Origin of the sequence: Nocardia sp. NPDC052316 (genome assembly GCF_044547795.1) — a bacterium.
Lineage (GTDB): Bacteria > Actinomycetota > Actinomycetes > Mycobacteriales > Mycobacteriaceae > Nocardia.
The window spans coordinates 543,421-563,236 of record NZ_JBIUBB010000001.1; the positions used below are offsets into that span (position 1 = coordinate 543,421).

The following is a 19,816-nucleotide window of genomic DNA, read 5'->3' on the forward strand; positions in this document are numbered from 1 at the left end:
TTTGTACATCACCAACATCGAGACCGAGGTGTGCCATGTCAGTGACGCAGATCGACCTGGACGACGACGCGCTTGCACAGGCCATGGCACTGTCTGGCGTCCGCACGAAGAAAGAGGCGGTCAATATGGCTCTTCGCTTCTACGCGGAACAGCAGCAACGCGCCGCCCTAGTGCGCGAACACTTCGAGCGCGCCCGCACCTGGGGTGCGGTAGCGGACGCCGAGCGGCTGCATCTCGCCGAGAAAGCGGCCCGCGATCGGTGATCTACCTACTCGACACCTCCGGACTGGTGCGACTGCTCGCAGACCCGGCCATTCAGGCAGCGTGGGAGCAGGCGATCGTCGCGCAGACCGTCGGATCCTGTTATGTACAGCGCTCGGAGTTCCTCTACAGCGCCCGCGACGCGCAGGAGTTCGATGAGCTCAACGAGATGTTCGCGCGTATCTACCCGGATGTTTCGGTGCCGAAGCAGGCGGGCGCGTGGGTCAACGCCGTGCAGCACCGCATGTCACGACTCGGCCAGCATCGCAGTGCCTCGGCCGTTGATCTGATCATCGCGGCAACGGCCGCCCATCATGGGCTGACTGTACTGCACGACGACAACGACTTTCGCACCGTCGCCAAGCACGCCACCGACTTGACCGAACACAACATTCGCAATTACTAGGGCACCGACTCAGCCGGACAGGCTGGAGAGGGCCGAGGCCAGGTTGACCAGCTGGATGGCGATGCCGAGCAGGGTGGAGAGGGTGGAGAGATCCATCGGGCTCCTATCTGAACGGGCGAACCGGACAGCTCAGGAGATCGTACGACAGAGATCGCGGGGGCGAGTCGGGTTCGGCGTACCGTAGTGCGACTTGTTTCAGCTGGTCACGGCGGTTTTTGCCGCAACGGGACCCATGAAGCCCCAGGCGGTCGCCGCAGTCGGGACGAGTTTCGTATGCAGCAGGGCGGCCACCGACAGCAAACCAACCGCAACCATGATGTCGAGCCAGTAGTGGTTACCGGTGCCGACGACTATCACGGTGGTGAACACCGGGTGGGCCAGGGCGAGCCAACGCCACGACGTGCGGGTCGCGGCGACGACGGCGAAGGCGGGCAGCAACGCCCAGCCGACATGCAGTGACGGCATGGCGGCGAACTGATTGGACAGCCCGCCGGATTCGGCCGAACCGTAGACGGATTGACCGTGCACGGCGGCCAGATCGACGAAACCGTACTCCGGCAGCATGCGCGGCGGCGCCAGCGGAACCAGGACGTGCACGACAAGAGCGGCGACGGTCAACGCCACCATCAGGTTTCGCGTCCAGCGATAATGCTCGGGCCGAAACATCCACAACCACAACAGGACCGCCACCGCGACGGTGAAATGCGCGGTGGCGTAGTAGAAGTTCGCCGGCACCGCGAAGAAGTCGCGGTGCACGAAGATCGACTGCACCGTCGTCTCCTCCGGCAGCCCCAGCCGATCCTCCAGACCGAGCAGACCACGCGCGTTGCCGAACGCGCGCACCGTGTCGTCGGCGGTGAACATCCGGCCGACGCGATAACCGAGATAGAGCACGGTGATCAGCGCGAGCTGCCCGGCCGCTTCGCCACCACGGCCGTGCACCGCCGCCCGCACCCGCTCGACGAGCCCGCTCGGCGCGAACTCCAGTCCCGCACCGGGCCCACCAAGACCCACAGCCACCATCGCCCGCGGCCTCCTTCTCCGTTGAACCAGGCCGATCCCGGCAATTAAGTGGAGCTACATCCTCCGTTTAATTTAGCAGCACCACCCTGTCGATTTCGGCTGGGGTGATCAGACAGACACGGCGATCGGCCAGGCGGCACCAGAGCTGCTGTGGGACAGCGGATTCGAATCATCCCGGCACACAACGGCGGGCCCCGAAGATCGGGGCCCGCCGGATAACGCGTTACTACAGGTCCGCGATCGCCGCCAACGGCGGAGTGCGCGCCGCACGGACCGCGGGCCAGAGCGCGGCGAACACACCGACCACCGCCGAGCTCACCAGAACGAGCACGAGCTGAGACCACGGGATGGCGATCTGATCCAGACCGAGATCACGCAGCGTCCGCAGGAACCCGACACCGAGCCCGAGCCCGAGCAGCATGCCGACGATGGCGCCGAACACGGCGATGAGCATGGACTCCAGATAGATGGTGCGGCGCACCTGAGCACGTTGCATGCCGACGGCGCGCAGCATGCCGATCTCGCGCCGCCGCTCCACCACCGACAGCGCCAACGTGTTGACGATGCCGAGGATCGCGATCACCACCGCCAGCGCGAGCAGGCCGTAGAGGATGGCGAGCAGCGTGTTGATCTGCTGGCCCTGCGCGCCCTTGAACTCCTCCCGGTCCTGGACCTGGACCACCGGGAACGGCTCGACCGCCTTCTCCAGATCGGCGCGCAGCTCGGCGAGGTCCGTGCCGGGCTGGGCGGTGACCAGCACAACGATGTTGCTCTGGAAGCTGACCGGCACGACCTCCTTGTACACCACCGGCGACACCACCAACGCGCCGAGCAGCGGGGTCTTGCGGTAGATGCCGCTGACGGTGAGCGGCACCTTCTTACCGTCGAAACTGGTCGGCGACACCTGCTGGCCGACCCGCCAGCCGCGCTTGTCGGCTTCATCCTCGGACACCAAGATGTCGCGATCGCCGAGTGTCGCGCTGCCGCGCAGTATCTCGTAGTTCAGCGCCCGGTCGAGCTGTCCGTCCGGCGAGGCGCCGCCGACCTGATCGTCACCGATCTTGAAGCCGACCCCGCGGATCCCGACGACGTCGGCGACGCCGGGCACCGACTTGCGGACCGCGTCGGCGGCGCCGAACGGCACTCCGGTGAACTGCTGCCCCGCGAGCACGTATTCGGACTTCACACCCTTGTCCACCAGCACACCGACGCTCGCCTTCGCCGAGGCGCCGAGCATGCCGATCGCGGTCACCAGCATCAATCCAAGGGTGAGCGCGAAAGCCGTTGCGGCGGTGCGGCGTGGGTTGCGCGCGGCGTTGTTGCGCGCCATCCGTCCGATCGGCCCGAACGGGCCGATCAGCACGCCGAGCCCCGCCACCACCGGCCGCGACAGTGCGGGCGCGGCCAGCAGCACCGCCAGGATCAGCGCCAGCGCGCCGATGCCGACGGTCAACGCCGCGTCGCCGCCGGTGGATTGCGCGCCGACGTACACGAGCACACCGCCTGCCACCGCGAGCACCGCGCCGACCAGCGTGCGCACCCGCAAAGAGTCACCGGCCGAGGCGAATTCCTCGCGCATCGCCTCGACGGGCGGGATCTTCGCCGCCCGCCGGGCCGGGGCGTAGGCGCTGAGCATCGTCACGGCGAGGCCAACGAGCAACCCGACCACGACGGTGCGCGGCAGCACCGCCATCGACCCGGTGGGCAGCCCGAGATCGAAGGCGTTTAGCACCGCCGACAAGCCGAACGCCAGGCCGATGCCACCGGCCAGACCCAGTGCGCTGCCGACCAATCCGATAACGAACGCCTCCGCGACGACGGACCGGCCGACCTGCTGCCTGCTCGCCCCGACGGCGCGGAGCAGCGCGAGTTCGCGCAGTCGCTGGGCGACGATCATCGAGAAGGTGTTGTAGATGATGAAGGTGCCGACGATCAGCGCGATCGCGCCGAACGCGAGCAGGAAGTAGTTGATGAAGTTGAGCGCGTTGGACACTTCCTTCTTGATGTCCGCGCGCACCTGATCGCCGTTCTGCACCTTGTAGTTCGGCAGCGCCTTGGCGAGTTCGTCGCGCAGTTGGTCACCCGGGATGCCTGCGACGGCGAGATCGACATAGGCCACGTGCAGTCCGTCGGTGAACAGCTTGCGCGCCTGACCGTCGTCGAACAGCACACCGATGAAACCGCTGGTGTCTCCGGGCACCTCGTAGATGCCGGTGAGGGTCACATCCAGGGGATTGCCCTGGGACGGGATCATCACCTTGGTGTGCTCGCCGACCTTCAATCCCGCCCGCTCGGCACCGCCGACGTTCAGCGCGATCTCGCCCGGTTTGGTGGGCGGCGCGCCTTGGACGAACTTGTTCGGTTCGGCGACCGTTTGCTCCGGCGGCAGATACGACTGGCCGAAGGTGGGCGCGCCACCGGTCTGGATGGCCTTCTTCCCATCGGGCGTCAGCAGCACCACGACGCCGTTCACGCTCGGCGCGGCCGTGCGCACCCCGGGATACTTTCGCAGCTCGTCGACGATGTTGTTCGGAATCCCTTGCGCTTGGCGCTCTTTCGGGCTTACCCGAACGTCGACGCCCTTCGCCTGGCCCGCGAAGATACCGTCGAAGGTGCGCTGCAGCGTATCGGTGAACACGAACGAGCCCGCGATGAACGCGGTGCCGAGCACCACCGACAACAGGGTGAGCGCCAGCCGGACCTTGTGTGCCGCAAGGTTGCGCAGCGCAACCTTGCGCATCGGACTACCCATCAGGCTTGCTCCAGCGCCTTCATCCGATCGAGCACGGTCTCCGAGGTCGGGTCCCGCAGCTCGTCGACGATCTGACCGTCGGCCAGGAACACCACCCGGTCGGCGAACCCGGCGGCGTGCGGCTCGTGGGTGACGATCACCACGGTCTGCCGGAACTCGTCCACCGCGGCCCGCAGGATCGACAGCACCTCCGCGGAGGCCTTGGAGTCCAGGTTGCCGGTCGGCTCGTCGCCGAAGATGATCTCCGGCTTGGCCGCAAGCGCCCGCGCGCAGGCCACCCGCTGTTGCTGCCCGCCGGACAACTCGCTGGGGCGATGGGTGAGCCGATCGTTGAGGCCGAGCCGTTTCAGCACGGTGTCGAGCCACTCCTGGTCCGGTTTGCGGCCCGCGATGTCCAGCGGCAGCGTGATGTTCTCCAGTGCGGTGAGCGTCGGCACCAGATTGAACGCCTGGAAGACGAAGCCGATCCGGTCGCGTCGCAGCCGCGTCATCTGCTTGTCGGAGAGGCCGGCGAGGTCGGTGTCACCGATCCGGACGGTGCCCGTGCTGGCGCTGTCCAGTCCGGCCAGGCAGTGCATCAGGGTCGACTTGCCGGACCCGGAGGGGCCCATGATCGCCGTGAATTCCCCCTTCGCGAACTCGGCCGACACCCCGTCCAAGGCCCGGACCTGCGTATCTCCCGACCCGTAGACCTTCACCAGGTCGATAGCGCGGGCCGCGACATCGGTCGGAACCGCCGCTTCGGCGGTGTCGGAACCCAAAGCTTGCGAAGTCATGCACACCAGTCTTACCGGGTTCGCCCCTGCGCGCCATCAGGGAATTCCCCGACTCCCCCGGTATCGATGCGCCGCGGCGGGTTACGTGGTAGCGGGTTCGGCGTGCAGTTGGTCGACCATGGCGGCCAGCGATTTGGCCAATCGGGCCTGGCCGGTGGCGAGCACGTCGAGGCCGCTGGCGCCGACGGCGCGGTTCATCGTCTGGTAGGCGAGCAGGCCGCGGCGGGTCGGGAACACCAGTACCCGGCGGCGATCGGTGTCGTCGACTTTGCGGTGCACCAGGTTGTCGGCGATCATCCCGTCGATCAACCGGGTCAGGTTGGCCCCGGTGAGCAGGGTCGCCTCCGCGAGGTGCGACATGGGTTGGCCGACGCCGTCCACCACCGCGGCCAGGACGTGCCAGCGCGCGACGGAGCTCTCGCCGAGGCTGGTCGCGATGGCCCGGTCGAGTTCCTGCGAGGCCCTGCGCACAAGCCGGGCCAGCTCCTCCAGCGCGGCGGGGGCGGTGCTATCGTCCACAGCAGTACTATAGCCAACCCCGTATGGTAAATATTCAAATGGAAATATACGGTGGTGATTTCCGTTGCCGCGCTCCGGTTTTCGTCGTTCCACGGTAGACATCGCGCTGGTGGTGCCGCTGAGTGGCACGGCGGGCATGTTCGGGCCCTCGTGTGAGGCGTGCGCGGCTCTGGCGATCGGCGATATCAACGCCGCGGGCGGCATCCTCGACCGGCCGGTCCGGCTGCACCCCGTCGACGCGGGCGCGCCGCTGCCCGTGCTGGCCGCGACGATCGATCGAATGGTCGGCACCGGGATGGTCGACGGCGTCGTCGGCTGGCATTTGTCTAACGCGCGCAAGGTGATCACCCCGCACACCGCAGGCCGGGTGCCCTACGTCTACACCACCTTCTACGAGGGCGGCGAGGACTCCGACGGCGTCTACATGGTGGGCGAGACGCCGGAACAGCAGCTGTTCCCCGCGCTGCGCTGGTTGCGCGCCGAGCACGGCATCCGCCGCTGGTGTGTGGTCGGCAACGACTACGTGTGGCCGCGGGAAACCGCAAGGGCTACCCGGGAATTCGCCTCGACCACCGATATCGAGGTGGTCGGGCAGGCCTTCGTCCCGCTCGGCGGCCGCGACTTCCGGCAGGCACTGGAGCTGGTCCGCCGCTCCCCCGCACAGGGCGTGCTGCTGTTCATGGTCGGCGCGGATTGCGCCGCGTTCAACCTGGCCTTCGCCGAGGCCGGGCTCGACGACGGCAGGCTGCGGCTGAGCATGATGATCGGCGAGGACGTGCTATACGCGGGCGGCGCCGACAGCACGCGCGGATTGTTCACCGCCAGTGGCTATTTCGAGAGCGTCGTGTCGCCGGCCGGGATGGATTTCGGCGCCCGCTACCTGCGCGAGTTCGGCCCGGCCGGGCCCGCGCTCAACAACATCGGTGAATCCTGTTACGAGGGCCTACTGTTGTTCGCCTCCCTCGCCGAATCCGCCCGCAGCCTCGACCTGCGCGACATCGAACGCCACGCCCCGCGAGTCAGTTACGGCGGCCCGCGCGGCGAGGTGCGGGTCCGCGGCGCGCACACCACCCAGCCGGTCTACCTGGCCGACGCCGACGCGCTCGAGTTCAGCGTGCTCGCCGAACTGAACTCCTGAATCTCGTAACACGAACTTCACCGTGCGGTTTCGCTGCGGCGACCTGCCTGGCTTTGTATCGTCATCATACGAAACATATTCAAATGAAAATAATGAGGTCTCCGTGCCCCTCTACTGGTTCCACTGCCGCGCCTGCGGCGGCTTCGATCTGACCTTCGCGATGGCCGACGTGCCCGCCGCCGCGCCGTGCCCGGACTGCGCGTCGAGCAGCAAACGACAGTTCGGCGTCGCGGCATTGATCCGGCCGGGATCCTCGGCGACCCGGCTCATCGAGCTGACCGAACGCACTGCGAGCGAGCCGTCGATCGTCGCCGCACCGCCGCCGCGCCGGTCCGTGCCGGTGACGCGTAACCCGCTGCACCGCAAGCTGCCCCGCCCCTGACCCGAAGGAAACACCATGCCCGAGTTACTGTTCCCGCTCGACTCCAGCAAGCGGTTCACCGAGCAGCAGATCGTCGGCCACAACCGGTGGCACCCAGACATCCCCGCCGCGGTGACCGTCAAACCGGGCGACGAATTCCGCGTGCACGTGCGCGAGTGGTTCGACGGCGCCATCCACAACGACGACTCGGCCGAGGACGTACTGAACGCGCCGCTCAGCACGGTGCACTGCCTGTCGGGCCCGTTCGCGATCGAGGGCGCGCAGCCCGGCGACCTGCTCATCGTCGACATTCTCGACATCGGCCCCATCCCGCAGGAGGACACGGGCCCGCTCGCCGGTCAGGGCTGGGGCTACACCGGCATCTTCGCCACCGACAACGGCGGCGGCTTCCTCACCGAGCACTTCCCCGACGCCTACAAGGCCATCTGGGATTTCAGCGGTCAGACCACCACCTCACGGCATATCCCCGGCGTGAAGTTCACCGGAATGACACACCCCGGTTTGATGGGCACCGCCCCGTCCACCGCACTGCTGTCGAGATGGAACGCCCGGGAAGAGGCGCTGATCGCGACCGATCCGCATCGGGTGCCGCCGTTGGCGCTGCCGCCCGAGCCGCGCGACGCCATCCTCGGCACGCTCGCGGGCGCCGAGTTCGATCGGGTCGCCGCCGACGCCGCGCGCACCGCGCCGCCGCGGGAGAACGGCGGCAACCAGGACATCAAGAACTTCACCCGGGGCAGCAGGGTGTTCTATCCGGTGTTCGTCGACGGTGCGCATCTCTCGGTCGGCGACCTGCACTTCTCCCAGGGCGACGGCGAGATCACCTTCTGCGGCGCCATCGAGATGGGTGGATTCATCGACCTGCGGGTCGATCTCATCAAGAACGGCATGGAGCTTTACGGCGTCAGCGAGAACGCCATCTTCGTCCCTGGCAACTCCGGACCCAATTACTCTGAATACCTTGCCTTTTCGGGTACCTCGGTGACCCTCGACGGGGAACAGCGCTATCTCGACTCGCAGCTGTCCTTCGAGCGGGCCTGCCTGCACGCGATCGACTACCTCACCAAGTTCGGCTACACCCCGGAACAGGCTTACTTATTACTCGGCGCCGCGCCCATCGAGGGTCGGTTCTCCGGCGTCGTCGACATCCCGAATTCCTGCGCCACCGTGTACATTCCGACCGCGATCTTCGACTTCCCCGTGCTCCCCACCGCAGCAGGCCCGGCCCGGATCGACCCGGGCCCCGGCGCACCCCGCGCCACCCGCTGACCGATCACGCGGTGCCGGTTGTGTTGCACGCACAACGGGCCCGCTGCACGATTGCTGAATCATTGCGGGCAGCTGTACCGTGACGGCGGCAAATGCGGCGCCGACAATCCCGTGCCGGTGAATTAGTGGTCATCCGTCAAGTTGTCGAATACCGCCCTGGCCCGAGGCCACGGTGGTTCAATCGAGAGGCGTGTGCTCTGAAGTAGCTATTGGTAGCGAAAGGAGTTCCATGGGCCCTACTGTCGCCGAACGGATTCGCCTGCGCGTCGATAGCTTTCAGTCGGGCAGACTCGCCGGGCACTGGGGCGGGCGGCATATTCTGCACGGCGGTGTCCCCGACCACGGCGATGTCGTGCTCACCAGCAATGACTACCTGGCGCTGTGGGCCGATCCGCGGATCACCCACGCGATCGAGGCCGCCCTACATGCTCCGACCTCGGGCAGACTCGCCGCCAGCGCCTTCCTGCGCGACGACCACCCGCAGGTGCTGCTGGAACGCGCGCTCGCCGATCAGCTACGGTCGCCCGCCGGAATACTCTGCCAATCCGGCTGGAATGCGAGTATCGGGTTGCTGCAGTGCATCGCGGACGCCGAAACTCCGGTCTATCTCGACCAATTCGCCCACATGTCGTTCTGGCGCGGCGCGCGGGCGACCGGTGCGCCGATCTATTCGTTCCGGCACAACTTTCCCGGGCACCTGCGCGAGCAGATTCGCGCGCACGGGCCGGGCATCATCGCGGTGGACGCCATCTACGGCAACACCGGCAGCCGGTGCCCGCTGACCCACATGTGCGATATCGCCGACGAAACCGACAGCGTGCTCGTCGTCGACGAATCGCACGCACTCGGCACCGACGGTCCCGCCGGGGCGGGGATGGTCGCGGCGCTCGGCCTCACCGATCGGGTGCCGTACCGAATCGCCAGCCTGGCCAAGGCCTTCGGCGGCCGGGCCGGGTTCGTCGGCGCGAACAGCATCGACTTCGTGGACTACTTCAAGTTGGAGTCGCATCCCGCGGTCTTCTCCTCCACCATGCTGCCGTACGAGATCGCCGGACTGGCCGCGACGCTCGAGCTGATCCGGACCGACAACTGGCGGCGCCAGCGACTACGCGAACTGTCGACCATGGTGCGCCGGGCGCTGACCGCGCTCGAATTCGACCTGGCCGGCTCGGCCAGCCACATCGTCGCGCTACAGGCCGGACCCGACCTGCGCGCCGCCGCCATCCGGGACTTCCTGGAGATACGCGGCATCTTCGGCACCCTGCTGTGCCCACCCCACACCGCACGCAACCACACACTGATCCGCTTCTGCCTGCACGCGGGCCTCACCGACGAATCCGTCGGCCGAATCATCGACGCGTGCACCGAAGTTCGTACCAGGTTCGGCGCGATGCCGCCCGTCGAGCCGTTTCCCAAGCCGAGCGGGCCGCCACCGCGGCACGCGCAGACATCGGCCACCGCCGGTTGAACGACCGCCGTGGGGGGGGGGGGGGGGGGGGCCGCCCCCCCCCCCGGGGCCCCCCCCCCCCCCGGCCCCCGGCCGGGGGGGGGGGGGCCCCCCCCCCCCCCCCCCCCCCGGCGTCGCACCGCTAGCCGGTGGCGAGCACGGTGCCCGCGCCGACCGTGCGGCCGCCCTCGCGGATGGCGAAGCCGAGACCCGGCTCCAACGGCACCGGGCGGCCGAGTTCGACGGTCAGCTCGACCGTCTCACCCGGCATCGCCACCCGGATGTCATCGGGCAGTGTCACGTCACCGACCACGTCACCGGTGCGGATGTAGAACTGCGGGCGGTAGCCGGTGGTGATCGGCGTACGCCTGCCGCCCTCCGCCGCGCCGAGCAGGTAGACGCGGGCGGTGAACCCGCTGTGCACGGCGACGCTGCCGGGTTCGACGACGACCTGGCCGCGGCGGACCTGATCGCGCTGCACGCCGCGCAGCAGCAGTGCGACATTGTCGCCCGCCTCCGCGACATCCATGGTGCGGCCGAAGGTTTCGACGCCGGTGACCACCGAGGTGAGCTCGTCACCGAGGCCGAGCACGGCCACCCGGTCGCCGAGCCGGACCCGGCCGCGTTCCACCGCACCGGTGACCACGGTGCCGCGACCGGTGATGGTCAGCACGTTCTCCACCGGCAGCAGGAACGGCGCGTCGGTGTACCGGACCGGTGTCGGCACGTACGTGTCGACAGCGTCCAGCAGCTGCCGCAACGCGGCCGTCCACCGCTCGTCGCCGTCCAGCGCGCGCAGGCCGGAGACCCGGACGACCGGCAGGTCGGCGCCGGGATACCCCTGGGCGGTGAGCAGTTCGCGCACCTCGAGCTCGATCAGGTCGAGCAGCTCGGGGTCGCCCACGTCGGCCTTGTTCAGGGCGACGACGATGTGCTCGACGCCGACCTGGCGGGCCAGCAGCACGTGCTCGGCGGTCTGCGGCATCACCCCGTCCTGCGCGGAGACCACCAGGATGGCGCCGTCCAGCTGGGACGCCCCGGTGATCATGTTCTTCACGAAATCGGCGTGCCCCGGCATGTCGATGTGCGCGTAATGCCTGGTCGCCGTCTCGTATTCGACGTGCGCGATATTGATGGTGATGCCACGCTGCGCCTCTTCCGGTGCGCGGTCGATCCGGTCGAACGGCACGAAGCTGCCGCCGCCCCGCTCCGCGAGCACCTTGGTGATCGCCGCGGTGAGCGTGGTCTTGCCGTGGTCGACGTGGCCCATGGTGCCGATGTTGAGGTGCGGCTTGGTGCGGACATAGGTCTGCTTGGACATGGTTTTTCCTGGTTTGCCTGGCGGGCACGAGCGAATGTGCCCGACGATGTCGAGCGGGACCTCAGCGACGGGGCGACCTTCCCCGTCCGAGGTCCCGGGACATCCCGGGGAAGGTCAGCTTCGGGCTCCGTCGAGCTGCGCGGCAGATGCTGCCGAGGCGGCCAGGACAGCAGCCATCGCGCCCGCGACTGCGGACGATGCGACGATGGCGTAGCTGAACATGCTGCGAATGGTAAGCGCCGAGACCCGCTGAGCGCGACGCATTTTCCGGACACCGGTGACCGCGAAATCGCCCGCCGCCGTGCAATAGGCGGCGAAGGCTCACAGCGCGCGCATGAGCGTCACCGCTCGTCGGCTGCCTGAGTGTCTACTCGCCGTCGAATGAATTAGCGGGCCGATGGCTGACCCATTCGAAGGCCTCGGCTTTCGATCGGGCGCCTTCTGCGGTGCGGGAGCGGTTCGGTTCGCCGAGGTCGGTGAGTAGGTCTGTGGAGAGGTCGACCAGGGTTGCGAGGGTGGCGGGGGTGAACCAGGTGGGGCGGGTGGCGAAGAGGATGTCTTCGGTGGCGGTGTTGCCGCTGGCGCCGGGGGCGAAGGGGCAGCCGCCGAGGCCGCCGAGCGCGCCGTCGACCATCGTGGCGCCCGCCGTGATGGCGGCCAGGGTGTTGGCTACGCCCATGCCCCAGGTGTCGTGGCCGTGAAAGACGATGCGGCGCCGCGGGGTTCGCGTATGGACGGCGGAGACCAGCGCGGCGACCTCACCGGGATGGGCTTGGCCGAGGGTGTCGGCGAGCACGATGTCGTCGGCGCCCGCGGTGCGCGGATCGTTGGCGATGGCGATGACCCGCTCCGGATCGACCGGGCCGTCGAACGGACAGGTGAAGCTGGTGGCCAGGCACAGCTGGATCGAGCCGCCCACGGAAGCGGCGAGCCGGACCGCGTCGGGCATGGCGGCGACACTGTCCTCGGTGCTGCGGCCGATATTGGCCTTGTTGTGCGCGTCCGAGACCGAGAAGCAGTACTGAAAATTGCGTACCCCGGCCGCGGCCGCCTTCGCCACGTGCCGCGGCGTGGCCACCCACACCCAACAGCGTTGCAGCTCTTCGGGGCTCAGCGCGGCGATGAGCTCCATGGTGTTGGCCATCGGCGGCACCAGATCGGGCCGCGCCATCGAGCCGATCTCCAGTGCGGGCACGCCGAGCCCGAGCAGCCGCCGGACCATGTCGGCCTTCTGCTCGACCGGCAGCACCTTTCCGGTGAGCTGCAAGCCGTCACGCAGGGTCACGTCACGCAGGATCGCCGAGCTCACCGCTCTTCGCGCTCCTGCCGCGGCGCGCACATCACGCCGCCCCACGGCTTTTCGTGCACACCGGCGGGGTTGGGATGCACGGTCGGCCGGGTGAACCCCGGCGAACGGATATCGCGTGGGCCGCGTCGCGGCGGACGCCTGCGGTCTTCCCTCATTTCGCCTCCAAGGCGTCGATCTCGCTGTCGCTCATGCCGAGTAGCCCGGACAACACCTCGTGCGTGTGCTCACCCAGATCGGGTCCGACGTTGCGGATGGGCAGGGACTGTTCACCGATCACCGGGACGATGCCGGGGAAGCCGACCGTCTTCGGTTCCGCCGCACCGACATCCACCGAGAACGGCTGAATCATGTTGCGCGCCTTGTACTGCTCGTCGGCGACGATGTCGGCCGCGGTGTAGATGGGGCCGCACGGGATGCCCGCGGCCTCGAGGATCTTCAGTGCCTCGGCGCGGGTGTGCCTGCTGGTCCACTCGGTGATCGCGGCATCGAGGCGGTCGTGGTTGCGCCAGCGGCCCGCGTTGTCGTGCAGTTCCGGGTCGGCGGCCAGGTCGGGGCGGTCGATCACCTGCATGTAGCGCTGGAAGATGGCGTCGCCGTTGCCGCCGATGATGATGCTGACACCGTCGCTGCACGGGTAGGCGTTGCTCGGGGCGATGCCCTCGACCAAACCGCCGGTGCGCTCGCGTGTGATGCCGTAGGCCAAGTAGTCGGGCACGAGGGATTCCATCACCGACAGGATCGTCTCGTTCAGGGCGACGTCGATGACGCGCTCACGCAACGGAATCGGCGTCTCATCCGACTTGCGTTCACGCTGGAACAGCGCCATCACGGTGCCGAAGGCGGCGTAGACGCCCGCGATCGAGTCGCCGATGGACACGCCCGTGCGCACCGGTGGCCGGTCCGGCTCGCCCATCAGTTCGCGCAGGCCGCCGACCGCCTCGGCGACGGCGGCGAAGCCAGGCCGGGACGCGTGCGGTCCGGTCTGCCCGTAGCCGGAGATCCTGGTGATCACCAGATCGGGGTTCGCCGCGTTGAGCACATCCGGGCCGAGCCCCCACTTCTCCAGCATCCCGGGGCGGAAGTTCTCCAGCAGCACATCGCAGCGGCGGACCAGGTCGAGCACGACGGCGCGGCCCGCTTCGCTGCGTAGGTCCAGCGTGATCGACTTCTTGTTCCGGTTGACGGTGCGGTAGAGCATGGAGGTGTCGCCGCCGTAGAGCCGCCAGTTACGCAACTCGTCCCCGGCCTTGGGCCGTTCCACCTTGATCACCTCGGCGCCGAAGTCGCCGAGGATACGCCCGGCGGTCGGCGCGGCAATGTAATTGCCCAGCTCCAGGACGCGAACACCGTCCAACGGCCGAATAGTCATCGCGCCATTGTCTCAGGGGTCCGAGCGGCACCGGACGACGACACCTCGCGGGGACCCATCTACCCCACGTGCTCGCGCAGGTAAGCCAGGTCCTCGGCGACCCCGTCGGCGGGAGTTTCCAGGATGACCGGGGCGTCCGCGGTCTTGCAGACCTCGGCGAGTAGCTGGGGGTCGATGGTCCCGTCGGCGAAGTTGGCGTGGCGGTCGGCGCCGGAGTTGAACTCGTCGCGCGAGGAGTTCAGGTGCACCAGGTCGATGCGGCCGGTGATCGCTTTGATGCGGTCGACCACGCCGATCAGTTCCTCGCCGCCTGCCCAGGCGTGGCAGGTGTCGAGGCAGAAGCCCGCGCCGAAATCGCCGACGGCGTCCCACAATCGGGCGATCGAGTCGAAATGCCGCGCCATCGCGTGGTTGCCGCCCGCGGTGTTCTCGATCAGGATCGGCACCGCGAAGCCGCCCTTGTCCTGCTGCCGCTCGAACAGTTTGCGCCAGTTGTCGACGCCGGTGGCCAGTTCAGCGTCGGAGCGCACGTGCCCGCCGTGCACGACCAGGCCGATCGCGCCGAGGTCGGCGGCGGCCTTGGCCTGCTGGGCGACCGCGTTGCGGGAGGGCATGCGCAGGCGATTGTTCAGGCTCGCGACATTGATCTGATAAGACGAGTGCACCACCACGTCGATCGGGCTGGCCACGATCTCCTCGGTCCGCGGGTGCGGGGTGGGTTTGTCCCAGCTCTGCGGGTCGACGACGAACATCTGGATGACGTCGGCGCCGAGTTTCTCGCCGAAGCCGATCGGGTCGCCGTCGAGCCGGACGTGTGCGCCAATCTGCATGAGGGCCAGCTTAACGACCACCACCGACAGCGGGCCGCGGACGGCGAACCGGGATATGTTGCATCGCGGGAGCCCCACGAGATACATCGGTAGATCCGCGTGCTCGACCGGCATTACCCCGCCCTTGCTGGCGGGCCGCCGGTCCGGTGACAACTGCTATGGTTTCGATGTTTTCCGTGGTCCGGCCCGTGCCTGATCGCGCGTTCTTATGCTGTACGCCTGTTCGTCGGTGGGTCCCGGCGGGCGGCGGGAAGTGGAGCAGACATGCTGGCCAGCGGTGACGTTTTCGCCGGTTATGTCATCGAGCGGCAACTGGGTCGCGGTGGCATGGGATCGGTCTACCTGGCGAAACACCCTCGGCTGCCGCGGCTGACCGCGTTGAAGCTGTTGAACAGGGAGATGTTCTTCGACAAGGAGGTGCGGGCGCGGTTCGAACGGGAGGCGGATCTGGTCGCCCAGCTCGACCACCCGAATATCGTCACGGTCTACGACCGCGGGCTAGAGGCCGAGCAGCTGTGGATCTCCATGCAGTTCATCGACGGCATCGACGCCGCGTCGGTGCAACCGCAGGCGCTGCCGCCCGAGCGCGCCGTGCAGATCGTCAAGGAAACCGCGGACGCCCTCGACTACGCGCACGGCATCGGTGTGCTGCACCGCGACGTGAAGCCCGCGAACATCCTGCTGGCGCGCGGCGGTGGTGGCCGCGGCGAGCGGGTGTACCTCACCGACTTCGGCATCGCCCGCTTCCGGGACGACACCGGCCATCTCACGCAGACCGGAACCTTCACCGCCACACTGGCCTACGCCTCGCCCGAGCAGCTCACCGGTTCGTCGCTGGATCATCGGTCGGATCAGTATTCGCTGGCGTGCTCGCTGTTCTGGTTGCTCACCGGTACCGGCCCGTTCTCCGCGACCAACCCCGCGGCGGTCATCCAGGGTCACCTGCAAGGCGCGCCGCCCGCATTGAGCAGTCACCGCCAGGGCCTCCCTTACGCCCTGGACAGCGTGCTGGCCAGGGCGATGGCGAAGCGACCGGAGGACAGGTACCCCAGCTGCGCCGACTTCGCCGCCGCCGCCCGCCAGGCCCTGACCAATCCGAGCGTGCCGTCGATGCCGGTGGCCGGCGGGCCGCGGCCGTTCACCGCGCCGCCGACGGCGGTGGCCGGACCACGACCGACCACGGGACCACGGCCGACCACAGGGCCGCGACCCACCACCGGACCGCCGACCCCCACCACCGGCGCGCCATACCCGGCGCAGTACGGCCAGCCGACCAGCGGGCCGAATCACCTTGCGGGATCGCCGTTCACACCGCAGCCGGCCACCCTGGCCGCGCCGCAGTACGGCAACGGCCAGGCACCGCAGCCGACCGCACCGTACGCGGGGCAGCAGTTCGGCAACAACTACGGCCCGCCGCCCATGTCTCCGGTCAGCGTCGCCGGACGGCCGCCGAAGAAGTCCAACGTGGGCGTCATCATCGGTATCTGTGTCGGGGTGGTGGTGCTGCTGGTGGTGACGCTGGCCATCATCGGCGCGGTCAGCGATTCGGGCTCCTCCGGCGGCGATACGACACCGAGTTCGGTCGCGTCCGGTGTGAATGGGCCGGGCAAGACGGTGCCCGCGACCGCGGACTCGATCAGTGCCGAATTCCCGCGCATGGTGCCTGCCACCAAGACCGAGCAGGTCGGGTACAACGGCGCCAAATGCTGGGAGACCGACGCCAGTTACACGCCGTCGCCGAGCGATGGTGACCCGGAGTTCGGTGATTGGGCCTGGCAGTGGCGCTGCTACGGCGGCGGCGACAGCTCCGACCCGCTCTATCGCATCTACGTCTACAAGTCCGCCGCCGACGTGCAGGCGGTGCTGAACACGCTGCCAGCCAACACCAAGTCCACCGACACCAACGGTGGAAAGTCCTACACCAACTACAAATACGACACGGGCGGCCCGAAGATCGTCACCGCCTTCACCGGCGATCCGGATCGGGCACAGTACCTGATGTTCACCGACGGCTCCGGCTCCATCGATCAGACCCTGCGCTGGTGGCGCTCGGCGCCGCTGAACTGATCCATGCTGCAACCCGGAGAGATATTCGCCGGGTACACCATCGAACGGCTGCTCGGTCGCGGCGGCATGGGCTCGGTGTACCTGGCGCGGCACCCACGCCTGCCACGGTTGACGGCGATGAAGCTGTTGAACCCGGAAGTTTTCCACGACAAGGAGATCCGCACCAGGTTCGAGCGAGAGGCCGACCTGGTCGCCCGGCTGGATCACCCGAACATCGTGACCGTGTTCGATCGCGGCGTCGAGGACGAGCGGCTGTGGATCTCGATGCAGTACATCGACGGCACCGACGCCGCCGGGGTGGACGCGCGGTCGCTGCCGCCGCAGCGCGCGGTGCAGATCATCGGCGAGACCGCCAAGGCACTCGACTTCGCCCACCGCCGTGGCGTGCTGCACCGAGATGTGAAGCCCGCCAACATCTTGCTCGAGCGCACCGCGGGCGCCGGCGAGCGGGTGTTCCTGACCGATTTCGGGATCGCGCGCTTTCGCGACGACACCGGGCGGCTGACCCAGACCGGAACATTCACCGCCACTCTGGCGTACGCGTCGCCGGAGCAACTGTCGGGTGCGCTGCTCGATCACCGCTCGGACCAATACTCGCTGGCCTGCACGCTCTTTCGGCTGCTGACCGGCACGGTGCCGTTCGACGCCACCAACCCCGTCGCGGTGATCCAGGGACATCTGCAGGTACCGCCACCGCCGGTCAGCCGGCTGCGGCCGGGGCTGCCGGTGGCACTGGACGCGGTGCTGGCCAAGGCGATGGCGAAGCGGCCAGACGGGCGGTTCGATTCGTGCGCCGAATTCGCCGGTGCTGCTTGGCATGCGCTCACTGCGCCGCAACAGTTCGCGCAGCCCGTCGCGCCGAGCCAGTTCACGCCGTCTTCCCCGCCGAATGAGCAGCGCGCCGTGGGGAAGGACGGACCCGGCGCCGGTCCCGTCCGCAGCGGCCCGGTTCCCGCCCGGCGCCCGAAGTCCAACGCCAAGCTCGGCGGTGGGATCGGCGTGCTCCTGGTGCTCGGACTCATCGCCTCGGTCCTCATGTCCGCCCGCGGCGAAACAGGTTCGGCGGGACCGACAGTCACCACGACCGCGACCACGCCACGCGCCACCGTCATGGCCGACCCCACCGAGGCGCCGACCTCGGCACCACCGGCGACGACCGCCGACCCCGCGCAGGTGGGCGCGAACGCGGCGGCGCTCAGCGCCGAGTTCCCGGCGATGCTGCCCAAAACCACTGCCCAGCAGCTGGTTCAGTCCGGAACGGGCTACAACAAGGCAGGCTGCTTCGCCTACGACCCGGCTTCGGCGCCGACCATCGATGATGAGGATCCCGCCTTCGGCACCTGGCTGGTGATGTGGCGCTGCTTCGGCGGCACGGAGAACAAGGCGGCCTTCTCCTTCTACCTCTACAACTCCCCCGCCGACGTCCGGGCCGCGCTCGACGCCCTACCCGCCAACGACCGGACCACGGCGACCAATCACGGCCACGCCTACACCAATTACACGCTGCACAACAGCAGTTCCCGGCGTCCGCGCATGATCACCGAGTTCACCGCCGACCCGCAGCGCGCCGCGATCCTCATGTACAGCGCGGGCTTCATCGCCACCGAGTCGGAGCTGATGCAGTGGTGGACCGACGCCCCACTGAACTGAACGAGCCGAATCCCGCGACCGGAACACGCAGGCGCTCAACCGAATGCGTGGTGTACGAATTCGTGGGTCGGATGGAAGCCGATGGACTGGTAGATCTTGCTGGAGGTGCGGTTGGCGGTGTCGGCGAACAGGCACACGTTCAAGTTGTCCGCGCGCAAGCGGCGCGCGATGTGCGCGGTGACGGCGCTGGCGTAGCCGTGCCCGCGCTCCTGTGCCGGTGTGTACACCAGGCCGACGCGGGACCAGCCGTGCACGGGAAGGTGATGGGCGGCAAAGCTTGTCGGGCGGCCGTCGCGCTCCCAGAACCACATCAGTCCCGCCGCGACCCGGTTGCGGATGGTCGCTTTGTCCAGCCCGGCCGGCGAGATCCCGGCCTCGGCCCGCATCGCCTCGGCCCATTCGACACACAGCTCGACCTCGGATTCGGTTGCCCGGCGCGGACTCCCGGGCACGTCGGGGACGCGCAGCGCGCCGAGCCGGTACAGCCTGGTGGTGTAGGACGGTTGGACGCCGACGCCGAGGCGGTCGCTCCATCGCTCGGCGAAGAGGTCGGCGTCGGCGGCGAGTCCTTCCACCCCGGTGCTTTCCGGCGCTACTTCGGCCAGCGCGTCCGCCACCGCGCTCGCGCCGCCCTCGGGCAGCTCGCCCAGGTACATGTCCCGGTCCGCGACGCGCATGGCGACACCGGTCACCGACGCGCCGTCACCGTACATAGCCAGAAATCGAGAGCTGCCGTCGGCGGCCTGGAGACCGGCGACCTGATTGGCGATGCTGGTGCTGATCACGGTGTGCCGCAGCGGATCACGGAGCAGGAACGGCTCGGTGCGCGAGCGGAACTCGGCGGCGTCCGTGGTGATCTCGATCCTCATGATCACCACGGTAAGCGGCGAATGACTTGTGCGCCCGCGTGTCTCGCTCGGCCTGCCACGATGGTCCGGTGACCGGCCGATGATCGGGTCGGCGCACCGGCTCAGTAGGGTTCGGGGTCAATCCGTTTCGTTGCCGCCACGGCCACCTGTGCGAAGTTTGAGCAGGACCAGCCCTGCGGTGCACGCGAGAATCAGTCCGGCGACGGTGATTTCGACGTGTAGGCCGGCGATGCCGAGGACAGCCCCGACTATGCCGCCAATGAAGATGAGCCAGGCGAGTGTCCGCGAAAGAATCGTGGACAGCGAGCGCGCTGACCCGTTCGACACGAGATGCTGCGAAGAAGCCGACACCGCATCCTTGGCGGCTGCGGACGACTCCTGCTGCGACGCTGTCGAGTAAGCTCCCATCATCTACTCCTCGATGACGC

The 19,816-nt window shown here is 68.2% G+C and carries 19 protein-coding genes; 8 read left to right on the forward strand and 11 right to left on the reverse strand.

The window, feature by feature from the left end; genetic code table 11:
- Nucleotides 1-35: 35 nt before the first annotated feature.
- Nucleotides 36-263, forward strand: a complete 228-nt coding sequence (locus ACIHA7_RS02445) for a type II toxin-antitoxin system VapB family antitoxin (protein WP_397284749.1) — start codon at nt 36-38, stop codon at nt 261-263.
- Entirely contained in the window at nt 260-667 is a 408-nt protein-coding gene (locus tag ACIHA7_RS02450) for a PIN domain-containing protein (protein ID WP_397284751.1), read from the forward strand. Before ACIHA7_RS02445 ends, ACIHA7_RS02450 begins: the two co-directional genes overlap by 4 nt.
- A gap of 195 nt (nt 668-862) precedes the next feature.
- Here the strand turns inward: ACIHA7_RS02450 and ACIHA7_RS02455 are convergent, their stop codons facing one another.
- The 4 genes from ACIHA7_RS02455 to ACIHA7_RS02470 form a co-directional block, all read right to left on the reverse strand.
- Nucleotides 863-1,690: a phosphatase PAP2 family protein gene (locus ACIHA7_RS02455; protein WP_397284753.1), complete on the reverse strand. Its 828-nt coding sequence runs from the start codon at nt 1,688-1,690 to the stop codon at nt 863-865.
- A 226-nt stretch (nt 1,691-1,916) separates the two neighbouring features.
- The gene (locus tag ACIHA7_RS02460; RefSeq protein ID WP_397286463.1) at nt 1,917-4,430 is read right to left on the reverse strand and encodes an ABC transporter permease; all 2,514 of its coding nucleotides are present in this window, start codon (nt 4,428-4,430) and stop codon (nt 1,917-1,919) included.
- 11 nt (nt 4,431-4,441) lie between these two features.
- Nucleotides 4,442-5,218: an ABC transporter ATP-binding protein gene (locus ACIHA7_RS02465; protein WP_397284755.1), complete on the reverse strand. Its 777-nt coding sequence runs from the start codon at nt 5,216-5,218 to the stop codon at nt 4,442-4,444.
- An 81-nt stretch (nt 5,219-5,299) separates the two neighbouring features.
- The gene (locus ACIHA7_RS02470) at nt 5,300-5,737 is read right to left on the reverse strand and encodes a MarR family winged helix-turn-helix transcriptional regulator (RefSeq protein ID WP_397284757.1); all 438 of its coding nucleotides are present in this window, start codon (nt 5,735-5,737) and stop codon (nt 5,300-5,302) included.
- A gap of 64 nt (nt 5,738-5,801) precedes the next feature.
- Between ACIHA7_RS02470 and ACIHA7_RS02475 the strand changes: the two genes are divergently transcribed.
- The 4 genes from ACIHA7_RS02475 (at nt 5,802) to cqsA (ending at nt 9,994) form a co-directional block, all read left to right on the forward strand.
- Nucleotides 5,802-6,875: a substrate-binding domain-containing protein gene (locus ACIHA7_RS02475; protein ID WP_397284759.1), complete on the forward strand. Its 1,074-nt coding sequence runs from the start codon at nt 5,802-5,804 to the stop codon at nt 6,873-6,875.
- A 103-nt stretch (nt 6,876-6,978) separates the two neighbouring features.
- Complete coding sequence (locus ACIHA7_RS02480) at nt 6,979-7,257, forward strand: FmdB family zinc ribbon protein (protein ID WP_397284761.1); 279 nt, start codon at nt 6,979-6,981, stop codon at nt 7,255-7,257.
- A gap of 15 nt (nt 7,258-7,272) precedes the next feature.
- Nucleotides 7,273-8,526: a formamidase gene (gene fmdA, locus ACIHA7_RS02485; RefSeq protein ID WP_397284763.1), complete on the forward strand. Its 1,254-nt coding sequence runs from the start codon at nt 7,273-7,275 to the stop codon at nt 8,524-8,526.
- A 229-nt stretch (nt 8,527-8,755) separates the two neighbouring features.
- Nucleotides 8,756-9,994, forward strand: coding sequence for an alpha-hydroxyketone-type quorum-sensing autoinducer synthase (gene cqsA, locus ACIHA7_RS02490; protein WP_397284765.1), 1,239 nt, complete (start codon nt 8,756-8,758; stop codon nt 9,992-9,994).
- A gap of 121 nt (nt 9,995-10,115) precedes the next feature.
- Here the strand turns inward: cqsA and tuf are convergent, their stop codons facing one another.
- The 5 genes from tuf to ACIHA7_RS02515 all read right to left on the reverse strand — a co-directional run bounded on the left by tuf (nt 10,116) and on the right by ACIHA7_RS02515 (nt 14,802).
- On the reverse strand, nt 10,116-11,294 hold the full coding sequence (gene tuf / locus ACIHA7_RS02495; RefSeq protein WP_397284767.1) for an elongation factor Tu: 1,179 nt from the start codon (nt 11,292-11,294) through the stop codon (nt 10,116-10,118).
- Nucleotides 11,295-11,661: 367 nt separating this feature from the next.
- The gene (locus ACIHA7_RS02500; protein WP_397284769.1) at nt 11,662-12,603 is read right to left on the reverse strand and encodes a hydroxymethylglutaryl-CoA lyase; all 942 of its coding nucleotides are present in this window, start codon (nt 12,601-12,603) and stop codon (nt 11,662-11,664) included.
- On the reverse strand, nt 12,600-12,758 hold the full coding sequence (locus tag ACIHA7_RS02505; RefSeq protein ID WP_397284771.1) for a hypothetical protein: 159 nt from the start codon (nt 12,756-12,758) through the stop codon (nt 12,600-12,602). The genes ACIHA7_RS02500 and ACIHA7_RS02505 overlap by 4 nt, the downstream gene beginning before the upstream one ends.
- Nucleotides 12,755-13,972, reverse strand: a complete 1,218-nt coding sequence (locus tag ACIHA7_RS02510) for a CaiB/BaiF CoA transferase family protein (protein ID WP_397284773.1) — start codon at nt 13,970-13,972, stop codon at nt 12,755-12,757. Before ACIHA7_RS02510 ends, ACIHA7_RS02505 begins: the two co-directional genes overlap by 4 nt.
- Before the next feature lie 59 nt (nt 13,973-14,031).
- A complete protein-coding gene (locus tag ACIHA7_RS02515; RefSeq protein WP_194836262.1) occupies nt 14,032-14,802 on the reverse strand; it encodes a deoxyribonuclease IV in 771 nt (256 codons plus the stop codon).
- Nucleotides 14,803-15,066: 264 nt separating this feature from the next.
- Here ACIHA7_RS02515 and ACIHA7_RS02520 point away from each other — a divergent pair, with 264 nt between their 5' ends.
- Both ACIHA7_RS02520 and ACIHA7_RS02525 read left to right on the forward strand, forming a co-directional pair.
- On the forward strand, nt 15,067-16,869 hold the full coding sequence (locus tag ACIHA7_RS02520; protein WP_397284776.1) for a serine/threonine-protein kinase: 1,803 nt from the start codon (nt 15,067-15,069) through the stop codon (nt 16,867-16,869).
- A gap of 3 nt (nt 16,870-16,872) precedes the next feature.
- Nucleotides 16,873-18,519 (forward strand): serine/threonine-protein kinase, encoded by a 1,647-nt coding sequence (locus ACIHA7_RS02525; protein ID WP_397284778.1) that lies wholly within the window; start codon nt 16,873-16,875, stop codon nt 18,517-18,519.
- Nucleotides 18,520-18,554: 35 nt separating this feature from the next.
- On the opposite strand, the gene ACIHA7_RS02530 is transcribed toward ACIHA7_RS02525, so the two are convergent.
- Together ACIHA7_RS02530 and ACIHA7_RS02535 are read right to left on the reverse strand one after the other, a co-directional pair.
- Nucleotides 18,555-19,388: a GNAT family N-acetyltransferase gene (locus ACIHA7_RS02530; RefSeq protein ID WP_397284780.1), complete on the reverse strand. Its 834-nt coding sequence runs from the start codon at nt 19,386-19,388 to the stop codon at nt 18,555-18,557.
- Between the two features lie 117 nt (nt 19,389-19,505).
- Entirely contained in the window at nt 19,506-19,796 is a 291-nt protein-coding gene (locus ACIHA7_RS02535; RefSeq protein ID WP_107659044.1) for a hypothetical protein, read from the reverse strand.
- Between the last annotated feature and the right edge of the window lie 20 nt (nt 19,797-19,816).

What these genes read in the sequence shown, in the direction of transcription:
- ACIHA7_RS02515 (WP_194836262.1), bottom strand. Translation starts at nt 14,802, where the DNA reads ATGCAGATTGGCGCACACGTCCGGCTCGACGGCGACCCGATCGGCTTC.
- ACIHA7_RS02460 (WP_397286463.1), bottom strand. Translation starts at nt 4,430, where the DNA reads ATGCGCAAGGTTGCGCTGCGCAACCTTGCGGCACACAAGGTCCGGCTG.
- ACIHA7_RS02505 (WP_397284771.1), bottom strand. Translation starts at nt 12,758, where the DNA reads ATGAGGGAAGACCGCAGGCGTCCGCCGCGACGCGGCCCACGCGATATC.
- ACIHA7_RS02525 (WP_397284778.1), top strand. Translation starts at nt 16,873, where the DNA reads ATGCTGCAACCCGGAGAGATATTCGCCGGGTACACCATCGAACGGCTG.
- ACIHA7_RS02535 (WP_107659044.1), bottom strand. Translation starts at nt 19,796, where the DNA reads ATGGGAGCTTACTCGACAGCGTCGCAGCAGGAGTCGTCCGCAGCCGCC.
- ACIHA7_RS02510 (WP_397284773.1), bottom strand. Translation starts at nt 13,972, where the DNA reads ATGACTATTCGGCCGTTGGACGGTGTTCGCGTCCTGGAGCTGGGCAAT.
- tuf (WP_397284767.1), bottom strand. Translation starts at nt 11,294, where the DNA reads ATGTCCAAGCAGACCTATGTCCGCACCAAGCCGCACCTCAACATCGGC.
- cqsA (WP_397284765.1), top strand. Translation starts at nt 8,756, where the DNA reads ATGGGCCCTACTGTCGCCGAACGGATTCGCCTGCGCGTCGATAGCTTT.
- ACIHA7_RS02520 (WP_397284776.1), top strand. Translation starts at nt 15,067, where the DNA reads ATGCTGGCCAGCGGTGACGTTTTCGCCGGTTATGTCATCGAGCGGCAA.
- ACIHA7_RS02530 (WP_397284780.1), bottom strand. Translation starts at nt 19,388, where the DNA reads ATGAGGATCGAGATCACCACGGACGCCGCCGAGTTCCGCTCGCGCACC.
- ACIHA7_RS02445 (WP_397284749.1), top strand. Translation starts at nt 36, where the DNA reads ATGTCAGTGACGCAGATCGACCTGGACGACGACGCGCTTGCACAGGCC.
- ACIHA7_RS02455 (WP_397284753.1), bottom strand. Translation starts at nt 1,690, where the DNA reads ATGGTGGCTGTGGGTCTTGGTGGGCCCGGTGCGGGACTGGAGTTCGCG.
- ACIHA7_RS02465 (WP_397284755.1), bottom strand. Translation starts at nt 5,218, where the DNA reads ATGACTTCGCAAGCTTTGGGTTCCGACACCGCCGAAGCGGCGGTTCCG.
- fmdA (WP_397284763.1), top strand. Translation starts at nt 7,273, where the DNA reads ATGCCCGAGTTACTGTTCCCGCTCGACTCCAGCAAGCGGTTCACCGAG.